The organism is Streptomyces sp. NBC_01515 (assembly GCF_045040345.1).
In the GTDB taxonomy this organism is placed as follows: Bacteria; Actinomycetota; Actinomycetes; order Streptomycetales; family Streptomycetaceae; genus Streptomyces.
In genome coordinates this window covers 1709146-1729047 of sequence record NZ_CP109416.1, presented here as the reverse complement: position 1 = coordinate 1729047, position 19902 = coordinate 1709146, and the positions used below count along the sequence as shown (strand labels likewise).

Genomic DNA, 19902 nt, shown 5'->3' with positions numbered 1-19902 from the left:
GTCGGCGCCCTCTGGGCGGGTCCGGAAGATCATGCGAGAGTGGGCGCATGACGGCACCAGAAGCCACGGTCGTGGCGGTCGACGAGGTCGAGGAACTCGCGGTGGACGGGCTGCGCTGGCTGATCGAAGCGGCGCGAGAGACCTCCGGAGGAGGCCTCGCCTGGTCGAGCAAGCCCTCGGACGACGAGCCGAACCCGTCCCTCTACAGCGGTACCGCCGGGAACGTCCCCGTGCTCCTGGAAGCGTGGCGGCACTTCGGCGACGACTCCTACGCCGACGCGGCCCTGCGCGCGGGCCTCGGTCTCGCGGACTCCGTCGACGGTGTCGAAGACGACTCCCTCTACTTCGGCCGCACCGGAATGGCCCTCGTCCTGCGGACCCTGCACGAGGAACTCGGGGACGCCGCCGCCGGTGCCGCAGCCGACCGCGCGCTGAACCTCGTACGGTCACGCTTCGACGGGACCCGCTGGGGCGAGCTGTTCGAGCTGATGGGCGGCAACGCGGGGATCGGCCTCGGCGCACTCCTGACCGGCGACCCCGAACTGGCCGTCCTCGCCGTGGAGCCGTACCTGCGGACGGCGGAGCAGACTCCGGCGGGCGTCCACTGGCCCCACCGCACGGGCATCGAGGCGCGTCTGCACCACATCTCGCACGGCACACTCGGCATCGTCGTGGGACTCGCCCGGGTCGGCGAAGCCACCGCCCGCCCGGACCTGGTCGAACTCGCGCTGGCCGGTGCCGCGGACGTCGTGTCACGCGACGAGGCGGGCCCGGAAGGCTTCCTGGTCCGGCACTCCACCCCGCAGTTCCGCCCCGACGCGGTCGAGCCCGTCAGCTACGGCTGGTGCCACGGCCCGGCAGGTGACGCCCAGGCCTTCCGGCTCCTGCGGGACATCACGGCCGACCCCGCCTGGTCCGCCCTCGCCGACCGCTGCTGGCACACGGTCACCCACTCCGGCCTGCCCCAGCGGCTGCGCCCCCGTTTCTGGGACAACAACGGCCGCTGCTGCGGCACCGCGGGCGTCCTCGCCCTGGCCTCCGACCGAATCGCCGAACAGCGAGAACAGCGAGAACAGCTAGAACAGAAGGAACAGCTAGAACAGAAGGAACAGCAGCAACCGCAGGAGCCGTACGACTTCGCCCGCGTCCTCGTCGCGGACCTGGCCGCCCGCGCGATCCGGGACGGTGACGGCGCCCGCTGGTCGAACGTCGAACACCGGGCCACCCCGAGCGACCTCGAACCGTTCACGGGCTGGGCGATGGGCAACGCGGGCATCGTCCGCGAACTCCTGCGCTTCGTACGGCTCGGCCGAGGAGGCGATCCGCGCTACGCGTTCGCGTGGCCGGACCAAGCTCCGGTGCAGGCTGCGAGCCGTCGCCGCTAGCGGACCCGCGCCACCGCCGCGTAGATCCCGCTGCCTTCCGGAGTCTCCTCCGACGCCGGCGGGTTCCACTCCGTCGCCGTCACCAGGCCGGGCGGCACCAGGTCGAGGTCGTCGAAGAAGCGGGCGACCTCCGGGCGGGTGCGGAAGCCGAGCTTGATGCCGCCCTTGGCGTACTCGGCGGTGACCTGGGCGGAGAGTTCGGGGTAGAGGTCGGACGCCGCGTGCGACAGGACCAGGTAGCTGCCGGACGGCAGGGTCGCGACGAGGTTGCGGACGATGCCGTGGGCGTCCTGCTCGTCCGGGATGAAGTGCATCAGCGCGATCAGCGAGAGGGCGATCGGGCGGGTGAAGTCCAGGACGTGGCGGGCGTGTTCGACGATGAGCTCGGGCTCGCGCACGTCGGCCTGGATGTAATCGGTGACCCCGTCGGCGTGGCTGATCAGCAGCGCCTCGGCGTGCCGCAGGACGATCGGGTCGTAGTCGGTGTAGACGACCTTCGCCGTCGGCACGGTCCGCTGGACGATCTGGTGCAGGTTGGGCGCGGTCGGGATGCCCGTGCCGATGTCCAGGAACTGGTCGATGCCCTGCCCGGCGAGCCAGGTCGCCGCGCGGTGCATGAACTCACGGTTCTGCCGCGCCGCGTCCTTCGCCTCGGGCGGCAGCTTCTCTCCTACGGCCTCGTCGACCGGGTAGTTGTCCTTGCCGCCCAGCAGCCAGTCGTAGACCCGCGCGGGGTGTGCCTTGCCGGTGTCGATCTGCGGTGACGGCTTGGGGTCGGTCGTCATGGCAACTCCATCGCGGCAGGTGAGAAGGGTGGAAGAGAGGGGCGGGGCAAGCTTCCGATCATCGTACTCGGGGTGCTTCATGTGGCGTGTGGGGGAGGGGAGTTGGGGCCTTCGGTCCCGTCAACTCGCAGTTCGTCCGTGCAGGCCGTCGAAGAGGATCGTCGTCAGGGCGTCGGCCAGTGTCTCCACGGTCAGGTCGCGGTCGGGCCGGTACCACTCCACGAGGGAGTTGACGGTGCCGAACAGCAGCCGGCCGGCGAGGTGCGGGTCGATGTCCGCCCGTATGCCGCCCTCGGCCGCCGCCCGGGTCATCAACTCGGCCACCCGGTGGTCGAATTCACGGCGCCGGGCCAGCGCCCGCTGCTCCACCTCGCTGTTGCCGTGCAACCGCAACAGCAAGGTGACGTACGGCAGTTCGGCGGCCAGCACCTCCACGCTGCGGTGGATGATGCGCTTCATCCGAGCCGTGGCGGTCACGGTCGTGTCCGGGGCTCCGCCGGCCCCCTCCCGGTCCCCGGCCTCCTCGTCCAGCACGGCGAACAGCGCGTCCAGCGCGCGGTTGACCGCGAGTTCGAGGAGTTCCTCCTTGCCGGACACGTGGTGGTAGATGCTCGACTTGCTGAGGCCCAGGCGTCTGGCCAGTTCCTCCATGCCGGTGCCGTCGTAGCCGCGTTCGTTGAAGACCACGACGGCGACCTCCAGCAGGGAGTCGCGGTCGTAGGCGGGCCGGCCGTGGCGGCCGGCCGGGTTCTGCACAGGTGTCCTGGTCACCGGGCCATTGTGACAAGGTCGGCGACCGCGCCGGGCGGAACGGCCCCGGAGGTCACTGGTCCCGCAGGTCCTTGACCCGGCGGATCTTGCCCACCGAGCGCTCCAGGGTCTCCGGATCGACGATCTCCACCGCCACGCTCACGCCCACGCCGTCCTTGACGCCCTTGCCGATCGCCGCCGCCGCGGCCTCCCGCTGCTCGGGAGTGGCACCGGGGCGGGCCTCGGCGCGGACCGTCATGTGGTCCATGCGGCCGCGCCGGCTGAGCTGGATCGTGAAGTGCGGGGCGACGGCCGGGGTGCGGAGCAGGATCTCCTCGATCTGGCTGGGGAAGACGTTCACCCCGCGCAGGATGATCATGTCGTCGCAGCGGCCGGTGATCTTCTCGATGCGCCGGAAGGCCGGGCGGGCCGTGCCGGGGAGGAGCCGGGTCAGGTCGCGGGTGCGGTAGCGGATGATCGGCAGCGCCTCCTTGGTGAGGGAGGTGAAGACCAGCTCGCCGCTGTCGCCGTCGGGCAGCACCTCGTCGGAGACCGGGTCGACGATCTCCGGGTAGAAGTGGTCCTCCCACACGTGCAGGCCGTCCTTGGTCTCCACGCACTCCTGCGCGACCCCGGGGCCGATCACCTCCGACAGGCCGTAGATGTCGACCGCGTGGATGTCCATGCGCTCCTCGATCTCGCGGCGCATCTCCTCCGTCCACGGCTCGGCGCCGAAGATGCCCACCTTGAGGGAGCTGGTGCGCGGGTCGACGCCCTGGCGCTCGAACTCGTCGAGGAGGGTGAGCATGTAGGACGGGGTGACCATGATGATCTCGGGCTTGAAGTCCTGGATGATCTGCACCTGGCGGGCGGTCATGCCGCCGGAGGCGGGGATCACGGTGCAGCCCGCGCGCTCGGCGCCGTAGTGCGCGCCCAGACCACCGGTGAACAACCCGTAGCCGTACGACACATGGATCTTGTGGCCGGGGCGGCCGCCGGCCGCGCGGATCGAGCGGGCGACGACGTCGGCCCACATGGAGAGGTCGTTCTCCGTGTAGCCGACGACCGTGGGGCGGCCGGTGGTGCCGCTGGAGGCGTGGACGCGGCGGACCTGGTCCATGGGGACGGCGAACATGCCGAAGGGGTACGTGTCCCGCAGGTCGGCCTTGGTGGTGAAGGGGAACCGGGCCAGGTCGTCGAGGGTGCGGCAGTCGTCGGGTTTGACGCCGGCCTCGTCGAACTTGCGGCGGTACAGCTCCACGTTGTCGTAGGCGTGCCTCAACGTGGCCTGGAGCAGCCCGAGTTGGTGCTCGCGCAGCTCCTCGCGGCTCAGACGTTCGGCGGCGTCCAGCAACCCGTCGGGGAGCGGCTCCCCGAGGCGCGGACTCACGGGCGGCGAAGCCGGTGGGGCCGCCGGGGCTGTCAGGTCGCTGCTCATGGAGACTCCTTCGTCTTCGCGCTGTTGATCGTGCGGCTACGGCCGCGGAACTCCGCGATCACCTGGTCGCCGCGCAGCACGCTCACGTCGTAGATGCCGCTGCGGCCGAACCGGGTGCGCTCCGTCGCCGTCGCCACCAGGACGTCGCCCTCGTGCGCCGGGGCGACGAAGTCGATGTCGGCCGCGGCGGCCACGGTCACCGGGCCGTGGCTGTTGCAGGCACAGGCGAAGGCCGAGTCCGCGAACAGGAACAGATAACCGCCGTGGGCGATCTCGTGTCCGTTGACCATGGCCGGGGTCACGGTCATGCGGAGCACGGCGGTCCCTTCGCCGTGCTCGACGAGCTCCATCCCGAGAGCCCGGGACGCCTCGTCCGCGGCGAACATCCTCGCCGTCGGACCGGAGGCCGTGTCAGCGGCCTGCGTCATTTTCCACCACCTTGTGGACCGACCGAACATTCGGTTAGCGTGCGTCACGGCCAAGTAATCCAGCAACACCACTGCCTGTCAAGAGGTGGAACGCATGCCCCAGACCAGCTCCGAGCTGCCCGACTTCTTCTCCCGCCACCGCGCCCTGCTGGAACAGGCGGTCACCGCGACCGCCACCCGCGACCACTGGACGCCGTACCCGGAGTCGCCCAGCAAGTCGGTCTACGGCGAGGACGCGGCCAAGATCGGCGAAGCCGCCTTCGAGGAGCGGCTCGACGGCCATTTCGAGCTGGCGGGGCATCCCGGCGACGGGTACGTGTCGGCCGGCGAGACCTCCCCGTACGGCTTCGAGCTGGGCATCTCCTACCCCCGCGTCACGCCGGACGCGGCGGTGGCCGCCGCCCTGGCCGCCACCGGGCCCTGGCGCGCCGCGGGCCCCGACACCCGGGCCGGAGTCGCCGCCGAGATCCTGGCCCGGCTGAACGCGGCGAGCTTCGAGATCGCGCACGCCGTGCAGCACACCACCGGGCAGGCCTTCGTCATGGCGTTCCAGGCGGGCGGCCCGCACGCCCAGGACCGCGGTCTGGAGGCCGTCGCGTACGCCTGGGCCGAGCAGAAGCGGCACCCGGGCACGGCCCGCTGGACCAAGCCGCAGCGCAAGGGCGGCCCGCAGGTCCTGGACAAGAAGTTCACCCCGGTCGGCCGCGGGGTCTCGCTGCTGATCGCCTGCAACACCTTCCCGACCTGGAACGGCTACCCGGGCCTGTTCGCCAGCCTGGTCACCGGCAACCCGGTCGTGGTCAAGCCGCACCCGGGCGCCGTCCTCCCCCTTGCGATCACCGTGCGGATCGCCCGCGAGGTGCTGGCCGAGGCGGGCTTCGACCCGAACCTCGTGATCCTCGCCGCCGAGGAGCCCGGGGGCCGTAGCGCCGCCGTCCTCGCGCTGCACCCCGACGTCCGGATCATCGACTTCACCGGCTCGACCGAGTTCGGCGACTGGCTGGAGACCAACGCCCGCCAGGCCCTCGTCCACACGGAGAAGGCCGGCCTCAACACCGTCGTCCTCGACTCCACCGACGACTACCGCGGCCTGCTCGACAACCTCGCCTTCTCGCTGGCCCTCTACAGCGGCCAGATGTGCACCACCCCGCAGAACCTCCTGATCCCGCGCGACGGCATCACCACCGACCAAGGACCGCGCAGCGCCGACGAGTTCGCCGCCGACCTCGGCGCGGCCCTCGACAGACTGCTCGGCGACCCCGCCCGCGCCGCCGGCACCCTCGGCGCGATCGTCAACGACGGCGTGCGCGAGCGCTTGGAGCAGGCCGCGACGGTCGGCCGTACGGTGCGCGCCTCGGCGGCCGTCGAAGACCCCGCGCACCCGAAGGCCGTCGTCCGTACGCCGCTGATCGCACGCCTCGACGCCGAGGACGACCGGGAGACGTACACCCGGGAATGGTTCGGGCCGGTGTCGTTCGTCATCGGCACCGACTCCACCGAGCACAGCCTGCGGATCCTGCGCGAGACGGTGCGGGCGCACGGCGCGCTGACCGCAGCCGTCCACTCCACCAGCGAACTGGTGCTGGACGCGGCCGAGTTGGCCGCCCTCGACGCGGGCGTGCACCTCTCCGAGAACCTCACCGGCGGCGTCTTCGTCAACCAGTCCGCCGCGTTCAGCGACTTCCACGGCAGCGCCGCCAACCCGGCCGCCGGCGCCACCCTGTCCGACCCCGCGTTCGTCACCGGCCGCTTCGCGACCCTCCAGTCACGCCGGCCCGCCCCCGCCGAGGAGACCCCCGATGCCTGAGCTGTCCTCCGACGAGGTCTACCTGATCGACGGGGCCCGCACCCCGCAGGGCCGCTACGGCGGCGCCCTCGCCTCCGTACGACCCGACGACCTCGCCGCACTGGTCGTCGGCGAGGCGGTCCGGCGCGCCGGAATACCCGCGCACGAGGTCGACGAGGTGATCCTCGGCGCCGCCAACCAGGCCGGCGAGGACAACCGGGACGTGGCCCGCATGGCCGTCCTGCTGGCCGGGCTGCCGCACACCGTGCCCGGTTACACCGTCAACCGGCTCTGCGCCTCCGGCCTGACCGCCGTGGCCTCCGCCGCCCAGGCGATCCGCGCCGGAGAGGCGGACCTGGTCGTCGCGGGCGGCGTGGAGTCCATGACCCGCGCCCCCTGGGTGATGGCCAAGCCCGGCACCCCGTGGGCCAAGCCGGGAGAGGTGCACGACACCTCGCTCGGCTGGCGCTTCACCAACCCGCGCTTCGCCGTCCAGCAGACCCTGACGATGGGAGAGACGGCCGAGGAGGTCGCCGCGCTCGACGGCATCACCCGCGCCGAGTCCGACGCGTTCGCGCTGCGCAGCCATCAACGGGCCGTCGCCGCCCAGGAGTCGGGCCATTTCGACCGGGAGATCGTGCCGGTCGCGGTCAAGGGCGGAGAGGTGACACGGGACGAGGGCCCGCGCCCCGGCACCACGCTGGAGAAGCTCGGCTCCCTGCGCACCATCTTCCGCGAGGGCGGCATCGTCACCGCCGGTTCCTCCTCGCCGCTGTCCGACGGCGCCGCCGCGCTGGTGGTCGCGAGCGGGGCGGCGGTCCGACGCCACGGGCTCACTCCCCGGGCGCGGATCGTCACGTCGGCCTCGGCCGGGGTGCAGCCGCACATCATGGGGCTCGGCCCGGTGCCCGCCACCGAGAAGGCCCTTGACCGCGCCGGTTGGGAGATCGGCGACCTGGACGCCGTAGAACTGAACGAGGCCTTCGCCGCGCAGGCTCTCGCGGTCACGCGCCGACTGAAGCTCGACGAGGAGAAGGTCAACGCCGACGGTGGCGCCATCGCCCTCGGCCATCCCCTCGGGTGCTCCGGCGCCCGCATCCTGCTCACCCTGCTGGGCAGGCTGGAGCGCGAGAACGGCAGCCGGGGCCTGGCCACGCTGTGCGTCGGGGTCGGACAGGGCGTGGCGATGCTCGTGGAGCGGGTATGAGCGCGCCCAGTACTGAGATGAGCGCCGGTGACTACGACACCCTCCTCGTCGAGGAGCGCGAGGACCGCGTCATGGTCACCCTCAACCGCCCCGAATCCCGCAACGCCATCAGCGGCCAGATGATCCGCGAACTGCACGCAGTCTGCGACCAGTTGGAGCAGGACCCCAAGCTGCTCCTGCTCACCGGGCACGGCGGGGTCTTCGCGGGCGGCGCCGACATCGCCGAGTTGCTGGCACGCGGCCGGGACGAAGCCCTCCAGGGCATCAACAGCCGGCTCTTCGAGCGGGTACGGCGGCTGCCGATGCCGACCCTCGCCGCGGTGGACGGCTGGGCGCTGGGCGGCGGTGCGGAACTGTCGTACGCCTGCGACCTCCGTATCGCCGGACCGGACGCCGTCTTCGGCAACCCGGAGCCCGGACTCGGCATCCTCGCCGCGGCCGGTGCCTGCTGGCGGCTGCCCGAACTGGTCGGCGAGTCCGTCGCCAAGCAGGTGCTGCTCGCCGGGCGGAACCTCGACGCGGCGGCGGCCCTGGCGACCGGGCTGGTCATCGACGTCGTACCGGCGGAGAAGCTGCTGGACGAGGCACACGCGCTGCTGGACCGCACGGCCCGTTCGTCGGCTACGGCCCTGAGGCTCACCAAGCTCGTCGTCGACTCGCCCGGTGCCCACCCGGTCGCCGACGATCTCGCGCAGGCCGTGCTCTTCGAGGGGCAGGACAAGCGGGACCGGATGACACGCTTCTTGGAGAAGAGGAACCGAGTATGAGCCCAACACCCGTTTCCGCACCGGCCGTTGTCGGCGTGATCGGCGGTGGCCGGATGGGCGCGGGGATCGCGCAGTCCTTCGCGGCCGCCGGTTCGTCCGTGACCGTCGTGGAGAGCGGCGAGGCTGCCTCGGCCGCCGCGCTGGACCGGGTCGCCACCGGGTTGAAACGAGCTGCCGAGCGCGGCCTGCTCAGCGAGCCCGCCGAGCAGGTGCTCGCCCGCGTCAGCATGGCGGACTCGGTCGACGGGCTGCCTGCCGACGCCGACCTTGTCGTAGAGGCCGTCCCCGAGGACGCCGGGCTCAAGGCCCGCGTGCTCGCGGCGGCCGAGCGGGCGGTGGGCGCGACGACCGTCCTGGCCACCAACACCAGCTCCCTCTCGGTCACCGAACTCGCCTCCGTGCTCACCCGGCCCGGCCGTTTCCTGGGCATGCACTTCTTCAACCCCGTGCCTGCCTCGGCGCTCGTAGAGATCGTCGTCGCTCCGCACACCGAGCCCGCCGCCCTCAGCGCCGCTCTCGACTGGACGCACGCCCTCGGCAAGAAGGACGTGACCGTCAAGGACTCGCCCGGCTTCGCCAGCAGCCGCCTCGGACTGGCGCTGGGCCTGGAGGCGATCCGGATGGTCGAGGAGGGCGTCGCCGAGCCGGAGGCGATCGACGACGCGATGAGCCTCGGCTACAAGCACCCCATGGGACCGTTGCGGCTCACCGACCTGGTCGGTCTCGACGTACGTCTGGCCATCGCCGAGTACCTGCACTCCACCCTCGGCGAGCGCTTCGCCCCGCCGCAGTTGCTCCGCGACAAGGTTGCCCGCGGTGAACTGGGACGCAAGACGGGACAGGGGTTCTACGCGTGGGAGTGAGCGAGGGTTCGGACGGCGTCGGCGTCGGCTACGGCCTGGACGCCGGTGTCGCCACCATCGAGTTGCGCGGGCCCGCGCTCGATGTCGCCCTGCGGAGTGGGCTGTTGGCCGCCGTACGCCAGGTGCGCGATGACGGGGACGCCGTCCGTGCCGTGCTGCTCACCGCGCGGGGCAAGCACTTCTGCGTGGGGCAGGACCTCAGGGAGCACGCCCGGGCGTTGGAGAACGGGCCCGATGCAGCCTTCGCCTGCGTACGGAACGAGTACAACCTGCTCGTGGAGGCGCTGCACGCGCTGACCCAGCCGGTCGTCGTGGCCGTCGAGGGCGCGTGTGTCGGGGCCGGGCTCGGGCTGGCGCTCTGCGCGGATGTGCGGGTCGCGGCGGAGGGGGCGAGGTTCGCCACCGCGTTCACCGGGATCGGGCTGGCCGCCGACAGCGGGCTGAGCGGTGCGCTGGCGCGGGCGGTGGGTCCGTCGCGGGCCGCCGCGCTGATGCTGCTCGGGGACCGGTTCGGCGCGGAGGACGCGCTGCGGTGGGGGCTGGTGCACCGGGTCGTACCGGACGGTGACGCTACGGCGGAGGGGCTGGCCCTGGCCACGCGGCTGGCCGCCGGGCCCACCGCCGCGTACGCGGAGGTCAAGGCGCTGCTGCGTGACGCGCCCGGCGCGAGCCTCGTCGGCGTGCTGGAGCGGGAGGCGGCGGCGCAGGAGCGGCTGGGGGCGACGCGGGACCACCGGGCCGCCGTAGAGGCGTTTCTGGCGCGGGCGGAGCCGTCGTTCGAGGGCCGGTGAGAGGGCTGGTGACCAGGCATTCAGTCGGCAGGTCTTGCCTCGCCGGGGGAAACCCATCAGACTAGGTACCGAACGAATGGTCGGTAGGGAAGGTGGTGTGTCGATGACCAGCACAGGCACGGAGGCGTCAGCCGCCGGCTGGGACGAAACGCGGCTCGGCGAGCAGTTCGATGCCACGATCGCGAAGGACCAGCGGATCGAGCCCCGCGACTGGATGCCCGACGGCTATCGCAAGACCCTGATCCGGCAGATCGCGCAGCACGCGCACTCCGAGATCATCGGGATGCAGCCGGAGGGCGACTGGATCACCCGCGCGCCCTCCCTGCGCCGCAAGGCGATCCTCTTCGCGAAGGTGCAGGACGAGGCCGGACACGGACTGTATCTCTACTCGGCCGCCGAGACCCTGGGCGCGGACCGCGCGGAGCTGACCGAGGCGCTGATCGAGGGCCGGCAGAAGTACTCGTCGATCTTCAACTACCCGACGCCGACCTTCGCCGACGTCGGCGTGATCGGCTGGTTCGTGGACGGCGCGGCGATCTGCAACCAGGTGCCGCTGTGCCGCTGTTCGTACGGGCCGTACGCGCGGGCCATGGTGCGGGTGTGCAAGGAGGAGTCCTTCCACCAGCGCCAGGGCTTCGAGTTGCTGCTCACGATGATGCGCGGCACGGACGGCCAGCGGGCCATGGTCCAGGACGCGGTGGACCGTTGGTGGTGGCCGTCGCTGATGATGTTCGGGCCGCCCGACGACGACTCGCCCAACTCGGCGCGTTCCATGGCCTGGAAGATCAAGCGGCACAGCAACGACGAACTGCGTCAGCGCTTCGTCGACATGACGGTGCCGCAGGCGGAGAAGCTCGGAGTCACCCTGCCCGACCCGGAGTTGAGCTGGAACGAGGACCGCGGTCGCCATGACTTCGGCACCCCGGACTGGTCCGAGTTGCAGCGCGTGATCAGCGGCGACGGACCGTGCAACGCCGAGCGGGTCTCCCGCCGCCGGGCCGCCCACGAGGAGGGCGCCTGGGTCCGGGAGGCGGCCACCGCCCACGCGGCCAAGCAGGCCGCTCGCACACAGGAAACCGCCCGTACGCAGAAAACCGAAGGAGCGGCGGCATGACGCAGGACTGGCCCCTGTACGAGGTGTTCGTCCGTGGCAAGCGCGGCCTGAACCACGTCCACGTCGGCTCGCTGCACGCCGCCGACGACGCCATGGCGCTCACCCACGCCCGCGACCTCTACACGCGGCGCAACGAGGGCGTGTCGATCTGGGTCGTGCGCTCGGAGCACATCGCCGCCTCGACCCGCGACGAGAAGGACCCGTTCTTCGCGCCGAGCGCCGACAAGGTCTACCGCCACCCGACGTTCTACGACATCCCCGAAGACGTCCCCCACATCTAGGAGCAGGGAATGAGTGACGACCACGTCTATCTGTCCCTGGCCGAGGGGCACGACGACAGCGACGCCCGCTGGGCCTTCGGCACCGGCTTCGAGGACCCGCTGCACGGCATCGACCAGACCGTGCCGGAGGGGACGGACTCCGCTCAACTGGCCGCGTTCTGCCTGGCACTTGGCGACGACGCGCTGGTGAGTGCGCAGCGACTGGCCCAATGGTGCACCGCCGCCCCCGAGTTGGAGGAGGAGGTGGCACTGGCCAACATCGGGCTCGACCTGCTCGGCCAGACCCGCCTGCTCTACGCGCGTGCCGGCCAGGTCGACGGCACCGGGCGCGACGAGGACGCCTACGCCTACTTCCGCGACGCCGACGCCTTCCGCAACGTACGGCTGGCCGAACTCCCCAACGGAGACTTCGCGTTCTCCATCACCCGGCTGCTGGTGCTGTCCTCCTGGCGACTCGCCCTCTTCGAGCGGCTCGCCACCACGACCTCGGACCCGGTGCTCGCCGCCATCGCCGCCAAGGGCGTCAAGGAACTCGCGTACCACCGCCAGTACTCCGCCGAGTGGGTCGTCCGGCTGGGCGACGGCACGGAGGAGTCGCAGCGGCGGATGCGCGACGCGTTCGCCGGCATCGCCCCGTACATGGACGAACTCTTCGCGGGGGACGGCGAGTTGAGGACCGAGGTCCTGGCGGTACTCCGCCAGGTCACCGAGGCCGCCGGACTGGCCCTCCCCGACGCCGCACCGGTCCCCGGCCACGGCCGCGACGGCGACCACACCGACCACCTGGCCCCGCTGCTGGCCGAACTCCAGAGCGTGGCCCGCGCCCACCCGGAGGCGACATGGTGACCACCCTGCTCGACGCGCGGCGCGCCCGGAACGTCGCCGCGCAGGTGACCGACCCCGAGATGCCCATGCTCACGCTGGCCGACCTCGGCGTCCTGCGCGAGGTCGAGGTGACCGAGGACGGCACGGTCGTCGCGAGCCTGACACCCACCTACTCCGGCTGCCCGGCGATGGCCGAGATGCGCGCCGAGGTGGCCGCACGGCTGCGGGACGCCGGGTACGCGCGCGTGGAGATCCGCACCGTCCTCAACCCACCCTGGACCACCGACTGGATCACCCCGGCCGGCCGCGCCAAGCTCGCCGAACACGGCATCGCCCCACCGGGCGCAGCCCCCCGCGGCCCGCTCACGCTCACCCTGTCACCGACCCGCCGCACGGTGCCCTGCCCCCGCTGCGGGGCGACGGACACCGAGGAGACCTCACACTTCGCCGCGACCTCCTGCAAAGCCCTGTGGCGATGCCGCACCTGCCGCGAGCCGTTCGAGTACGTCAAGGAGATCTGATGGCGAGCCCCCAACACCCGCTCACGGAAAGGACGGTGGACCAGTGACCGCCCCGGCCCCCACCACCCCCGCCCGCCCGGCGCGTCGGCGCCCGGCCTTTCATGCCCTGCGGGTCGCCGCCGTCGAGGCGCTGTGCGAGGACGCCGCCGCCATCAGCTTCGAGATTCCCGAGGACCTTACCGAGGAGTTCGCGTACCGGCCCGGCCAGTCGCTCACGCTCCGCCGCGAGGTCGAGGGACGCGACGAGCGCCGCTCGTACTCGATCTGCTCCCCGGCGGGAGCGCGCCCGCGCATCGGCGTACGGGTCGTCCCCGGCGGCCTGTTCTCCTCCTGGCTGGTCAACGACGTACGCCCCGGCGACACCGTCGAGGTGATGGCCCCCACCGGCGCCTTCACCCCCGACCTGACCAGCCCCGGCCACCACGTCCTGATCGCCGCGGGCTCCGGAATCACCCCGATGCTGTCCATCGCGGAATCCGTCCTCGCCGCCGACACCCGCTCTCGCGTCACGCTCTTCTACGGCAACCGGCGCAGCGGCACCGTGATGTTCGCGGACGACCTCGCCGACCTGAAGGACCTGTACCCCGGCCGTTTCCAGCTGGCGCACATCCTGTCCCGCGAACCGCGCGAGGCGGAGATCCTCTCCGGCCGCCTGGACGCCGCCCGGCTCAGCGCCCTCGTCGATGCCCTGGTCGACGTGGAGACCGCCGACCACTGGTGGCTGTGCGGCCCGCACGGCATGGTCCGCGACGCCCAGCAGGTCCTCGCCGGGCTCGGCGTCCCCGTCGAACGCGTCCACCAGGAGCTGTTCTACGCCGACGACGAGCCCGTACGGACCAACGAACACATCGACAAGGCCTACGACGGCCCCGTCAGCCAGGTGAGCATTACGCTCGACGGCCGCACCACCAACTCCGCCCTGCACAAGGACATTTCGATCCTCGACGGCGCCCAGAAGACCCGCCCCGACCTGCCCTTCGCCTGCAAGGGCGGCGTCTGCGGCACCTGCCGCGCGCTGGTCACGGACGGCACGGCGGACATGCGGCGCAACTACGCCCTCGAACCCGCCGAGGTCGACGCCGGTTACGTCCTGACCTGCCAGACCTTCCCTGTGTCCGACACCCTCGCCGTCGACTACGACAGCTGAGGCCGGCCATGACACTTCACTTCGAAGTCGCTGACGGAGTCGGCACGATCCGGCTCGACCGGCCGCCGATGAACGCCCTGGACTCGGAGACACAGGACGGCCTGCGCGCACTCGCCGAGGAGGCCTCGCGTCGCGACGATGTGCGGGCCGTGGTGGTCTACGGCGGGGAGAAGGTGTTCGCGGCGGGCGCGGACATCAAGGAGATGCAGCGGATGGACCATGCGGGGATGGTCGTGCGGTCGCGGGCGTTGCAGGAGTCGTTCACGGCGGTGGCTCGCATTCCGAAGCCGGTGGTGGCTGCGATCACGGGTTATGCGCTGGGTGGGGGTTGTGAGTTGGCGTTGTGCGCGGACTTCCGGATCGCGGCGGACAACGCGAAGCTCGGTCAGCCGGAGATTCTGCTGGGGTTGATTCCGGGGGCTGGTGGCACGCAGCGGTTGGCGCGGCTGATCGGTCCCTCGAAGGCGAAGGACCTGATCTTCACGGGTCGGATGGTCAAGGCGGACGAGGCGCTCGCGCTGGGGCTCGTCGATCGACTCGCCCCCGCCGCCGACGTGTACAGCGAGGCGCATGCGTGGGCGGCGAAGCTCGCGCAAGGACCGGCGATCGCACTCCGCGCCGCGAAGGAAGCGATCGACACCGGGTTGGAGACGGACATCGAGACCGGGCTCGCCGTCGAACGCACGTGGTTCGCGGGGCTGTTCGCGACCGAGGACCGTGAGCGCGGGATGCGGAGCTTCGTCGAAGAGGGCCCCGGCAAAGCCAAGTTCAGGTGAGACGAAGGTCAGGTGAGACGAAGCGCGGGCCGGGAGTGATTCCCGGCCCGCGCTTCACATCAGTCGTGCGTCAGCCTTCGTGAGTCAGCCTTCGCCCGTCAGTCTTCGTAGATCAGCCGAGCAGCTTCGTCGCCAGGGTCGCCGCGTTGTACGACCCCCAACCGGTGGTGAAGTCCCAGCCCGTGGCGGCGGAGTACGCGCCGTTGCTGCCACTGGTGATGTCGTGGAAGCCGGTGCCGCTCGCCGTGTAGAGCGCGGGGTTGGCGAAGCCGAGGTTGGCCTTGCCGGCCGCCGCGGCCTGCTGGTTGTAGAGCGCGCCGAACGCGGCCCACTCGGGCGCGGCGGCGCTGGTGCCGCCGACCGAGGTCCAGGTGCCCTGCGAGTAGATCGAGACACCGGGGCTGGGGTTGGCGTGCGCCGAGACGTCCGGGACCTGGCGGTAGCCGCCACCGGCGCTCTTCTGGACGGCGGTCTGCCAGCTCGGGATCTTGAAGACGGAGGACTTGCCGCCGCCACCGCCGGACCAGGCCACTTCCTTGCTGAACGCGTTGGCGGAGGTGACGGTCAGCTTGGTGCCGCCGACGCCGGTGACGTACGGGTCGGAGGCCGGGTAGTCGACCGTGGTCGTACCGTCGCCCGCGTCGTCCGAACCGTCGTCGCCCGAGGCGGCGTAGAAGCCGAGGCCCTCGGCCGCGCCCGCCTTGAAGACGGCGTCCACGGCGTTGATGTTGGAGGTGGTGCGCTGGCTCTCGGACGCGCCCCAGCTGATCGAGGTGGTCGGGATGCCGCTGTCGACGATGGCCTGGTAGGTGTCGACCTCGCCGGCGTCGGAGTTGGGGCCCTCGAAGACGGTGACGTTCGCCTTGGGGGCGATCGCGTGCAGGACCTCGATGTCCAGCTCGACCTCGACCTGACCGTCGCCGAGCGCGCCGGAACCGCCGTCCACCTTCGACACGGTCGGAGTGGGGGAGCCCAGGCTGTAGTTGGTGTCGTACTTGGTGATGTTGGACTGCGCGAAGCCGTCGAACTCCAGCAGCGCGATCTTCTGTCCGCTGCCGGTGTACGTACCGGAGACGTTGTAGCCGCCCTTGAGCTGCGCCGGGGTGTAGCCGCCGCCGGGACCGTTGCGCGGGGCGACGGTGTTGGTGGCCTGGTGGTGCAGCTGGGCGCGGTTGTTGAGGCCGGTGACGTCGCTGACCAGGCCGGCGATGCCGGTCGGCAGGGTCGGCGCGGTCTCGTTGGCGTAGAACGCGCGGCCCGACTTGGCGTCCTTCCACGTCGACAGCTTGGTGCCGAACGCCTTCTCCAGCTGCGCGGCGGTGCCGCTGGCGTCGACCAGCAGGTTCCCCGAGTGGATCTTGCCGACGGTGAGACCCTGGGCGCGCAGGTACTCCTTGACCTGCTTCACCTCGGCGTCGGTCCGGCCGAACCGGGCCGCGAACTGGGCCTTCGTCAGATAGTGGCCGTACGAACTCGACCGCGGATTACTGACGTTGGCGATGAACGTGTCGAGGCCCTTGTTGTTTCTCGGAGTGAGGCTGATGGCCACGGATATGTGTTTGGCGGCGGTGACGGCGCCGGTGCGGGCCGCGTCGTGGTTCAGGCCCTTGAGGACATCTCCCGCGATGGCGGCGCGAGTTGTGTGCGGCTGGGCGGCGGCGTAGGCGCTGGGGACGGCGGCGGCGAGCAGAGCCGGTACGGCGACCAGACCGACCAGTTTCAGTCGTGACGTCACTGAGGTCCTCCGAGGAGTGGGGGGTTGCTGTCCCGGAAGCGGAACGGCTTCACCGTAGGAACATCGACCCCACCCGCATAAGCGGGGGAACCCTTGCGTTGCGTGTTAACTGCGGATGTCACGTGAACCGCGGATGACAGGTCAGCGGCGGTTGTCGAGCGTCCGGGAGGTACGGACCCGGCCGGGCTGACTGATCGTCACCGCCGGTGTCGTGAGCTGCTGTTGGTCGTCGTCGCCGACGCTCACGGTCGCCGCGCCGGACGCGATGACGGCGACCGCCATGGCGTGGGCGAGCGCGGTGCGCGAGCGGACGCCGACCTTGCGGTAGACCCGCGACAGGGTGCCCTCGACCGTCTTGACGCTGATGAACAGCTCGGCGGCTACCTCCCTGTTGGTCGCTCCGCCGCCGACCAGTTCGGCCACCCGCGCCTCCGTGGGCGTGAGTTCGGGCCGCCCCTCACCGTCCCGGTCACCGGCCTCCAGCCGAGCCAGTTCGTCCCCGGCCCGCGCCGCCAGCGGAACGGCGCCGATGCGCGTCGCCGTCTCCCATGCCTCGCCGAGCGCGGTGCGTGCGGCGTTCCGGTGCCGGGCCCGGCGCTCGACCGCACCGAGTGCGATCAGCGTGCGCACCAGGTCCACGGGCAAAGGGAGTTGACGCAACAGGTCCACGGCGGCCCGCAGCCGTACCGCCCCTTCCTTCGCCCGGCCGAGGCCCGCCTCGCGCAGCCCCTCCGCCCGTTCCAGCGCCGCCAGAACGCTGCCGGGCGCGTCGGCGGACACCCGCTTCCGGGCCTCGTCGATCACGGCACCGGCCGCGTCCGTCTCGCCCAGCACGACCAGGGCCTCGGCCAGGTCGCTGTACCAGTGCAGCAGGGGCGGATCGGCGGCGGACATGGCCGCGCCGAGTTCCTTGACGCGTTGTAGCGCCTCGACCGCGGCGGCGGCCCCACGCGGGTCACCGGCGAGCAACTCGGCCTGCCCCAGCACCGCCAACGCGCGGAGCAGGAACAGCCGGTCGCCGTCCGCCTCCGAGGCCCGCACCGCCTGCTCGGCGAGCCGCCGCGCCTCGTCGGCGGTCCCGCCAGCGGTCGCCGCGAGCGCCGCCGCGTACAGCGCCGGAGCAGCCTGTACGCCGGTCTCGGCCACGGCACGTGTGCAGCGCGCGGCGGTGTCCAGGGCCTCCCGGCAGTGCCCGGCGCGTACTTGGATCCGGGTGAGCGCGACCAGGGTCGCCATGACCTCCTCGACCCCGGCGAACTCCCCTATCTCCGCGAGGAGTTCGGTGACCCGCTCCCGGGCCTCGGTGACCTTGTCGGAGTCCAGGGCGAGGATCGCCCGCATCCGGATCAGCCCCCAGCTCTCCGGCCCGGCACCGGCGCCACCGGCGAGCGCGATCGCCTCCTCCAACGCGACGTCGGCGGCGACCGGTTCGCCGCCCAGGGAACGCACCCTGGCGAGCGTGGCGAGCGCCCCGATCCGGGTCTCCGTGTCACCGACCAGGGCCGCCTGCCGGGCGGCGCGCCGGGCATGCCGGGCCGCGTCCTCCAACTCCCCGCACAGCAGGCCCCGTACGGCGGCCCAGTGGTGCAGCCACGCCTCGGCCTCAGGATCACCGTCGGCGTCCCGGAGCCCCTCCTCGATCAGGGCATGCGCACCCTTCAACGCCTGCCCGGCGTTGCGCAGCAGGACCAGCCGCGCCCGCACCCGCTGCCGTGCGGAGCCCGACCCGGCGAGCACCGTCTCGGCCGCCTGCCCCGCCTCCTCCAACTGCCCGGCGTCACAGGCGTATTCGGCCGCCGCCAACAGCCGGTCGGCACGCTCCATCGGACGGTCGTCGGGTGTACGCAGGGCCGCGAGCCCGGCCAACTCGAAGGCGGCGTCGGGCGCGCCGTCGCGACGGGCGTACTCGGCCGCGTTCATCAGCGTGCGGGCGGTGGCCTCGTCCTCGTACGGGTGGGCGAGCGCCAAGTGCCGTGCCTGCTCCACGGGTTCGGTGACCGGGCGAGCCAGCAGCGCGTGCGCCTCCCGGCGGTCGTGCTCCGGAGCGTCGGCGTACACGGCGGCCCGGATCAGCGGATGCCGGAAGCGCACGGTCCCCTCGGCGTCGGCGGTCGCGACCCCGAGCCGCTCCGCCTGCGCGAGGTCGGCGGCGGGGTCATGCAGCCCGGCGGCACGCAGCAGCGTGAGCGTGGGGTGGGCGGCGGTGCTCGCGACGAGGAGGGTGCGGCGCGCGGGTTCGGGCAGTGTGCGCACCTGTTCCAGGAGCAGGGTGCGCAGGCGTCGGGGTACGGGAAGCGTCCGGCCGAGACCGACGGCCGCTCCGTCGCGCGGGGCCGCCCGCCCCAACTCCCGTGCGTACCAAGGGTTTCCGGCGGCGGTGTCCTGCACGGCCCGCAGCACCGCCGGTGGCAGGTCGGTGGGGAGGAGTTGCGTCACCTCGTCGTCCGTCAGGGGTGGCACGGGCAGTTCGGCGGTGCCGGGCGGGCAGCAGTGCGTCCGCTCGGGCTGCTCGCCCTCGGCCACCCGCTCGGCGGCGATCACCTGTACGCCGAGGCCCTCGACACGTCGTACCGCGAAGGCGAGCACCTCGACGGTCGGCGCGTCGAGCCACTGGAGACCGTCGAGGACCAGCAGTACGGGGCCGGTGGCCGCGAGGGCGCGCAGTACGTCGAGAACGGCGACGCGGATCGCGAGCCGGTCCCGGTCGCCGTCCGGTGTCTCGCCGCGCAACAGGGCTGCCCGCAAAGCCCCTTGGGGCTCAGCTGCCAAGGCCGCCAGGCAGCTCTCCGGCACCCGTGCGAACAGGTCGACGAGACCGGCGAACGGGAGTCGGGCGTCCTCCTGGGCGGGGGAGCAGTGCAACACCGTTCCGGGCGGCCGGACTTGAGCGGCCGAGGACGCCACGAGGGCGGCCACCAGCACGGACTTGCCGATGCCCGCTGGGCCGTAGAGGAGCATTCCGTGACGGTTCGTCAACTCGGCCCGGGCGGTGTCGAGCAGCTCGCGGCGCCCGGTCAATGACCGTACTTCCACGGTGAGTCCAGGGATGGGTCGGGTCGGGGCCCCGGATATTTCGGCATGTGTTCATGACAACCGGTACGGAATCGGCTTGTCAATGAGGGTCGGTGTGTCGCCGGTCGGCGAAGGAGCCGCGGCCGTGATCCGGTAGTTCGCTTCACTGATCGTTTGGCGTGCAATCTCCGTACAGATCCTCAACAGTGACGTACTTCCTGCGTTTGCAGTTGCCAAATGTGTGCAAACCGGTAGTCCGGCCGTACAAAAACCTGGTCAGCGGATGGCGCG

Annotated in this window: 18 protein-coding genes; 12 read left to right on the top strand and 6 right to left on the bottom strand. The window is 71.7% G+C overall.

What is annotated here, in order from left to right:
• Window positions 1–47 precede the first annotated feature (47 nt).
• Entirely contained in the window at window positions 48–1385 is a 1338-nt protein-coding gene (locus OG407_RS07530; RefSeq protein WP_405856228.1) for a lanthionine synthetase LanC family protein, read from the top strand.
• On the opposite strand, the gene OG407_RS07525 is transcribed toward OG407_RS07530, so the two are convergent.
• The 4 genes from OG407_RS07525 to paaI all read right to left on the bottom strand — a co-directional run bounded on the left by OG407_RS07525 (window position 1382) and on the right by paaI (window position 4786).
• Window positions 1382–2170: an SAM-dependent methyltransferase gene (locus OG407_RS07525; RefSeq protein WP_365605616.1), complete on the bottom strand. Its 789-nt coding sequence runs from the start codon at window positions 2168–2170 to the stop codon at window positions 1382–1384. The two genes, OG407_RS07530 and OG407_RS07525, sit on opposite strands and share 4 nt — an antisense overlap.
• Window positions 2171–2290: 120 nt before the next feature.
• Window positions 2291–2941, bottom strand: a complete 651-nt coding sequence (locus tag OG407_RS07520; protein WP_405856226.1) for a TetR/AcrR family transcriptional regulator — start codon at window positions 2939–2941, stop codon at window positions 2291–2293.
• 52 nt (window positions 2942–2993) lie between these two features.
• Window positions 2994–4358 (bottom strand): phenylacetate--CoA ligase PaaK, encoded by a 1365-nt coding sequence (paaK, locus tag OG407_RS07515; protein WP_405856224.1) that lies wholly within the window; start codon window positions 4356–4358, stop codon window positions 2994–2996.
• Window positions 4355–4786 carry a hydroxyphenylacetyl-CoA thioesterase PaaI gene (gene paaI / locus OG407_RS07510; protein WP_405856222.1) on the bottom strand — a complete coding sequence of 144 codons (432 nt, stop codon included), beginning with the start codon at window positions 4784–4786 and terminating at the stop codon, window positions 4355–4357. The genes paaK and paaI overlap by 4 nt, the downstream gene beginning before the upstream one ends.
• Window positions 4787–4880: 94 nt before the next feature.
• Here paaI and paaN point away from each other — a divergent pair, with 94 nt between their 5' ends.
• From paaN to OG407_RS07455, 11 genes are all read left to right on the top strand, one after another.
• Window positions 4881–6593: a phenylacetic acid degradation protein PaaN gene (gene paaN / locus OG407_RS07505; RefSeq protein WP_405856220.1), complete on the top strand. Its 1713-nt coding sequence runs from the start codon at window positions 4881–4883 to the stop codon at window positions 6591–6593.
• Window positions 6586–7779, top strand: a complete 1194-nt coding sequence (locus tag OG407_RS07500) for a thiolase family protein (RefSeq protein WP_405856218.1) — start codon at window positions 6586–6588, stop codon at window positions 7777–7779. Before paaN ends, OG407_RS07500 begins: the two co-directional genes overlap by 8 nt.
• A complete protein-coding gene (locus OG407_RS07495) occupies window positions 7776–8546 on the top strand; it encodes an enoyl-CoA hydratase/isomerase family protein (RefSeq protein ID WP_405856216.1) in 771 nt (256 codons plus the stop codon). The genes OG407_RS07500 and OG407_RS07495 overlap by 4 nt, the downstream gene beginning before the upstream one ends.
• Entirely contained in the window at window positions 8543–9409 is an 867-nt protein-coding gene (locus tag OG407_RS07490) for a 3-hydroxyacyl-CoA dehydrogenase family protein (RefSeq protein ID WP_405856214.1), read from the top strand. Before OG407_RS07495 ends, OG407_RS07490 begins: the two co-directional genes overlap by 4 nt.
• On the top strand, window positions 9400–10200 hold the full coding sequence (locus OG407_RS07485; protein WP_405856212.1) for an enoyl-CoA hydratase/isomerase family protein: 801 nt from the start codon (window positions 9400–9402) through the stop codon (window positions 10198–10200). The genes OG407_RS07490 and OG407_RS07485 overlap by 10 nt, the downstream gene beginning before the upstream one ends.
• A 103-nt stretch (window positions 10201–10303) precedes the next feature.
• Window positions 10304–11314, top strand: coding sequence for a 1,2-phenylacetyl-CoA epoxidase subunit PaaA (gene paaA / locus OG407_RS07480; RefSeq protein ID WP_405856210.1), 1011 nt, complete (start codon window positions 10304–10306; stop codon window positions 11312–11314).
• On the top strand, window positions 11311–11595 hold the full coding sequence (gene paaB / locus OG407_RS07475; RefSeq protein WP_033278572.1) for a 1,2-phenylacetyl-CoA epoxidase subunit PaaB: 285 nt from the start codon (window positions 11311–11313) through the stop codon (window positions 11593–11595). The genes paaA and paaB overlap by 4 nt, the downstream gene beginning before the upstream one ends.
• 9 nt (window positions 11596–11604) lie before the next feature.
• Window positions 11605–12441 carry a 1,2-phenylacetyl-CoA epoxidase subunit PaaC gene (gene paaC, locus OG407_RS07470; protein WP_405856208.1) on the top strand — a complete coding sequence of 279 codons (837 nt, stop codon included), beginning with the start codon at window positions 11605–11607 and terminating at the stop codon, window positions 12439–12441.
• The gene (gene paaD, locus OG407_RS07465) at window positions 12435–12941 is read left to right on the top strand and encodes a 1,2-phenylacetyl-CoA epoxidase subunit PaaD (RefSeq protein ID WP_405856206.1); all 507 of its coding nucleotides are present in this window, start codon (window positions 12435–12437) and stop codon (window positions 12939–12941) included. Before paaC ends, paaD begins: the two co-directional genes overlap by 7 nt.
• A 43-nt stretch (window positions 12942–12984) precedes the next feature.
• Window positions 12985–14088, top strand: coding sequence for a 1,2-phenylacetyl-CoA epoxidase subunit PaaE (gene paaE / locus OG407_RS07460; RefSeq protein WP_405856204.1), 1104 nt, complete (start codon window positions 12985–12987; stop codon window positions 14086–14088).
• An 8-nt stretch (window positions 14089–14096) separates the two neighbouring features.
• Complete coding sequence (locus OG407_RS07455; RefSeq protein WP_405856202.1) at window positions 14097–14864, top strand: enoyl-CoA hydratase/isomerase family protein; 768 nt, start codon at window positions 14097–14099, stop codon at window positions 14862–14864.
• 112 nt (window positions 14865–14976) lie between these two features.
• Here the strand turns inward: OG407_RS07455 and OG407_RS07450 are convergent, their stop codons facing one another.
• Window positions 14977–16599: a protease pro-enzyme activation domain-containing protein gene (locus OG407_RS07450; RefSeq protein WP_405856200.1), complete on the bottom strand. Its 1623-nt coding sequence runs from the start codon at window positions 16597–16599 to the stop codon at window positions 14977–14979.
• Between the two features lie 141 nt (window positions 16600–16740).
• The gene (locus OG407_RS07445; RefSeq protein WP_405856198.1) at window positions 16741–19617 is read right to left on the bottom strand and encodes an AAA family ATPase; all 2877 of its coding nucleotides are present in this window, start codon (window positions 19615–19617) and stop codon (window positions 16741–16743) included.
• Window positions 19618–19902 lie beyond the last annotated feature (285 nt).

What these genes read in the sequence shown, in the direction of transcription:
- OG407_RS07530 (WP_405856228.1), top strand. Translation starts at nt 48, where the DNA reads ATGACGGCACCAGAAGCCACGGTCGTGGCGGTCGACGAGGTCGAGGAA.
- OG407_RS07525 (WP_365605616.1), bottom strand. Translation starts at nt 2,170, where the DNA reads ATGACGACCGACCCCAAGCCGTCACCGCAGATCGACACCGGCAAGGCA.
- paaK (WP_405856224.1), bottom strand. Translation starts at nt 4,358, where the DNA reads ATGAGCAGCGACCTGACAGCCCCGGCGGCCCCACCGGCTTCGCCGCCC.
- paaI (WP_405856222.1), bottom strand. Translation starts at nt 4,786, where the DNA reads ATGACGCAGGCCGCTGACACGGCCTCCGGTCCGACGGCGAGGATGTTC.
- paaN (WP_405856220.1), top strand. Translation starts at nt 4,881, where the DNA reads ATGCCCCAGACCAGCTCCGAGCTGCCCGACTTCTTCTCCCGCCACCGC.
- OG407_RS07500 (WP_405856218.1), top strand. Translation starts at nt 6,586, where the DNA reads ATGCCTGAGCTGTCCTCCGACGAGGTCTACCTGATCGACGGGGCCCGC.
- OG407_RS07495 (WP_405856216.1), top strand. Translation starts at nt 7,776, where the DNA reads ATGAGCGCGCCCAGTACTGAGATGAGCGCCGGTGACTACGACACCCTC.
- OG407_RS07490 (WP_405856214.1), top strand. Translation starts at nt 8,543, where the DNA reads ATGAGCCCAACACCCGTTTCCGCACCGGCCGTTGTCGGCGTGATCGGC.
- paaA (WP_405856210.1), top strand. Translation starts at nt 10,304, where the DNA reads ATGACCAGCACAGGCACGGAGGCGTCAGCCGCCGGCTGGGACGAAACG.
- paaB (WP_033278572.1), top strand. Translation starts at nt 11,311, where the DNA reads ATGACGCAGGACTGGCCCCTGTACGAGGTGTTCGTCCGTGGCAAGCGC.
- paaC (WP_405856208.1), top strand. Translation starts at nt 11,605, where the DNA reads ATGAGTGACGACCACGTCTATCTGTCCCTGGCCGAGGGGCACGACGAC.
- paaD (WP_405856206.1), top strand. Translation starts at nt 12,435, where the DNA reads ATGGTGACCACCCTGCTCGACGCGCGGCGCGCCCGGAACGTCGCCGCG.
- OG407_RS07455 (WP_405856202.1), top strand. Translation starts at nt 14,097, where the DNA reads ATGACACTTCACTTCGAAGTCGCTGACGGAGTCGGCACGATCCGGCTC.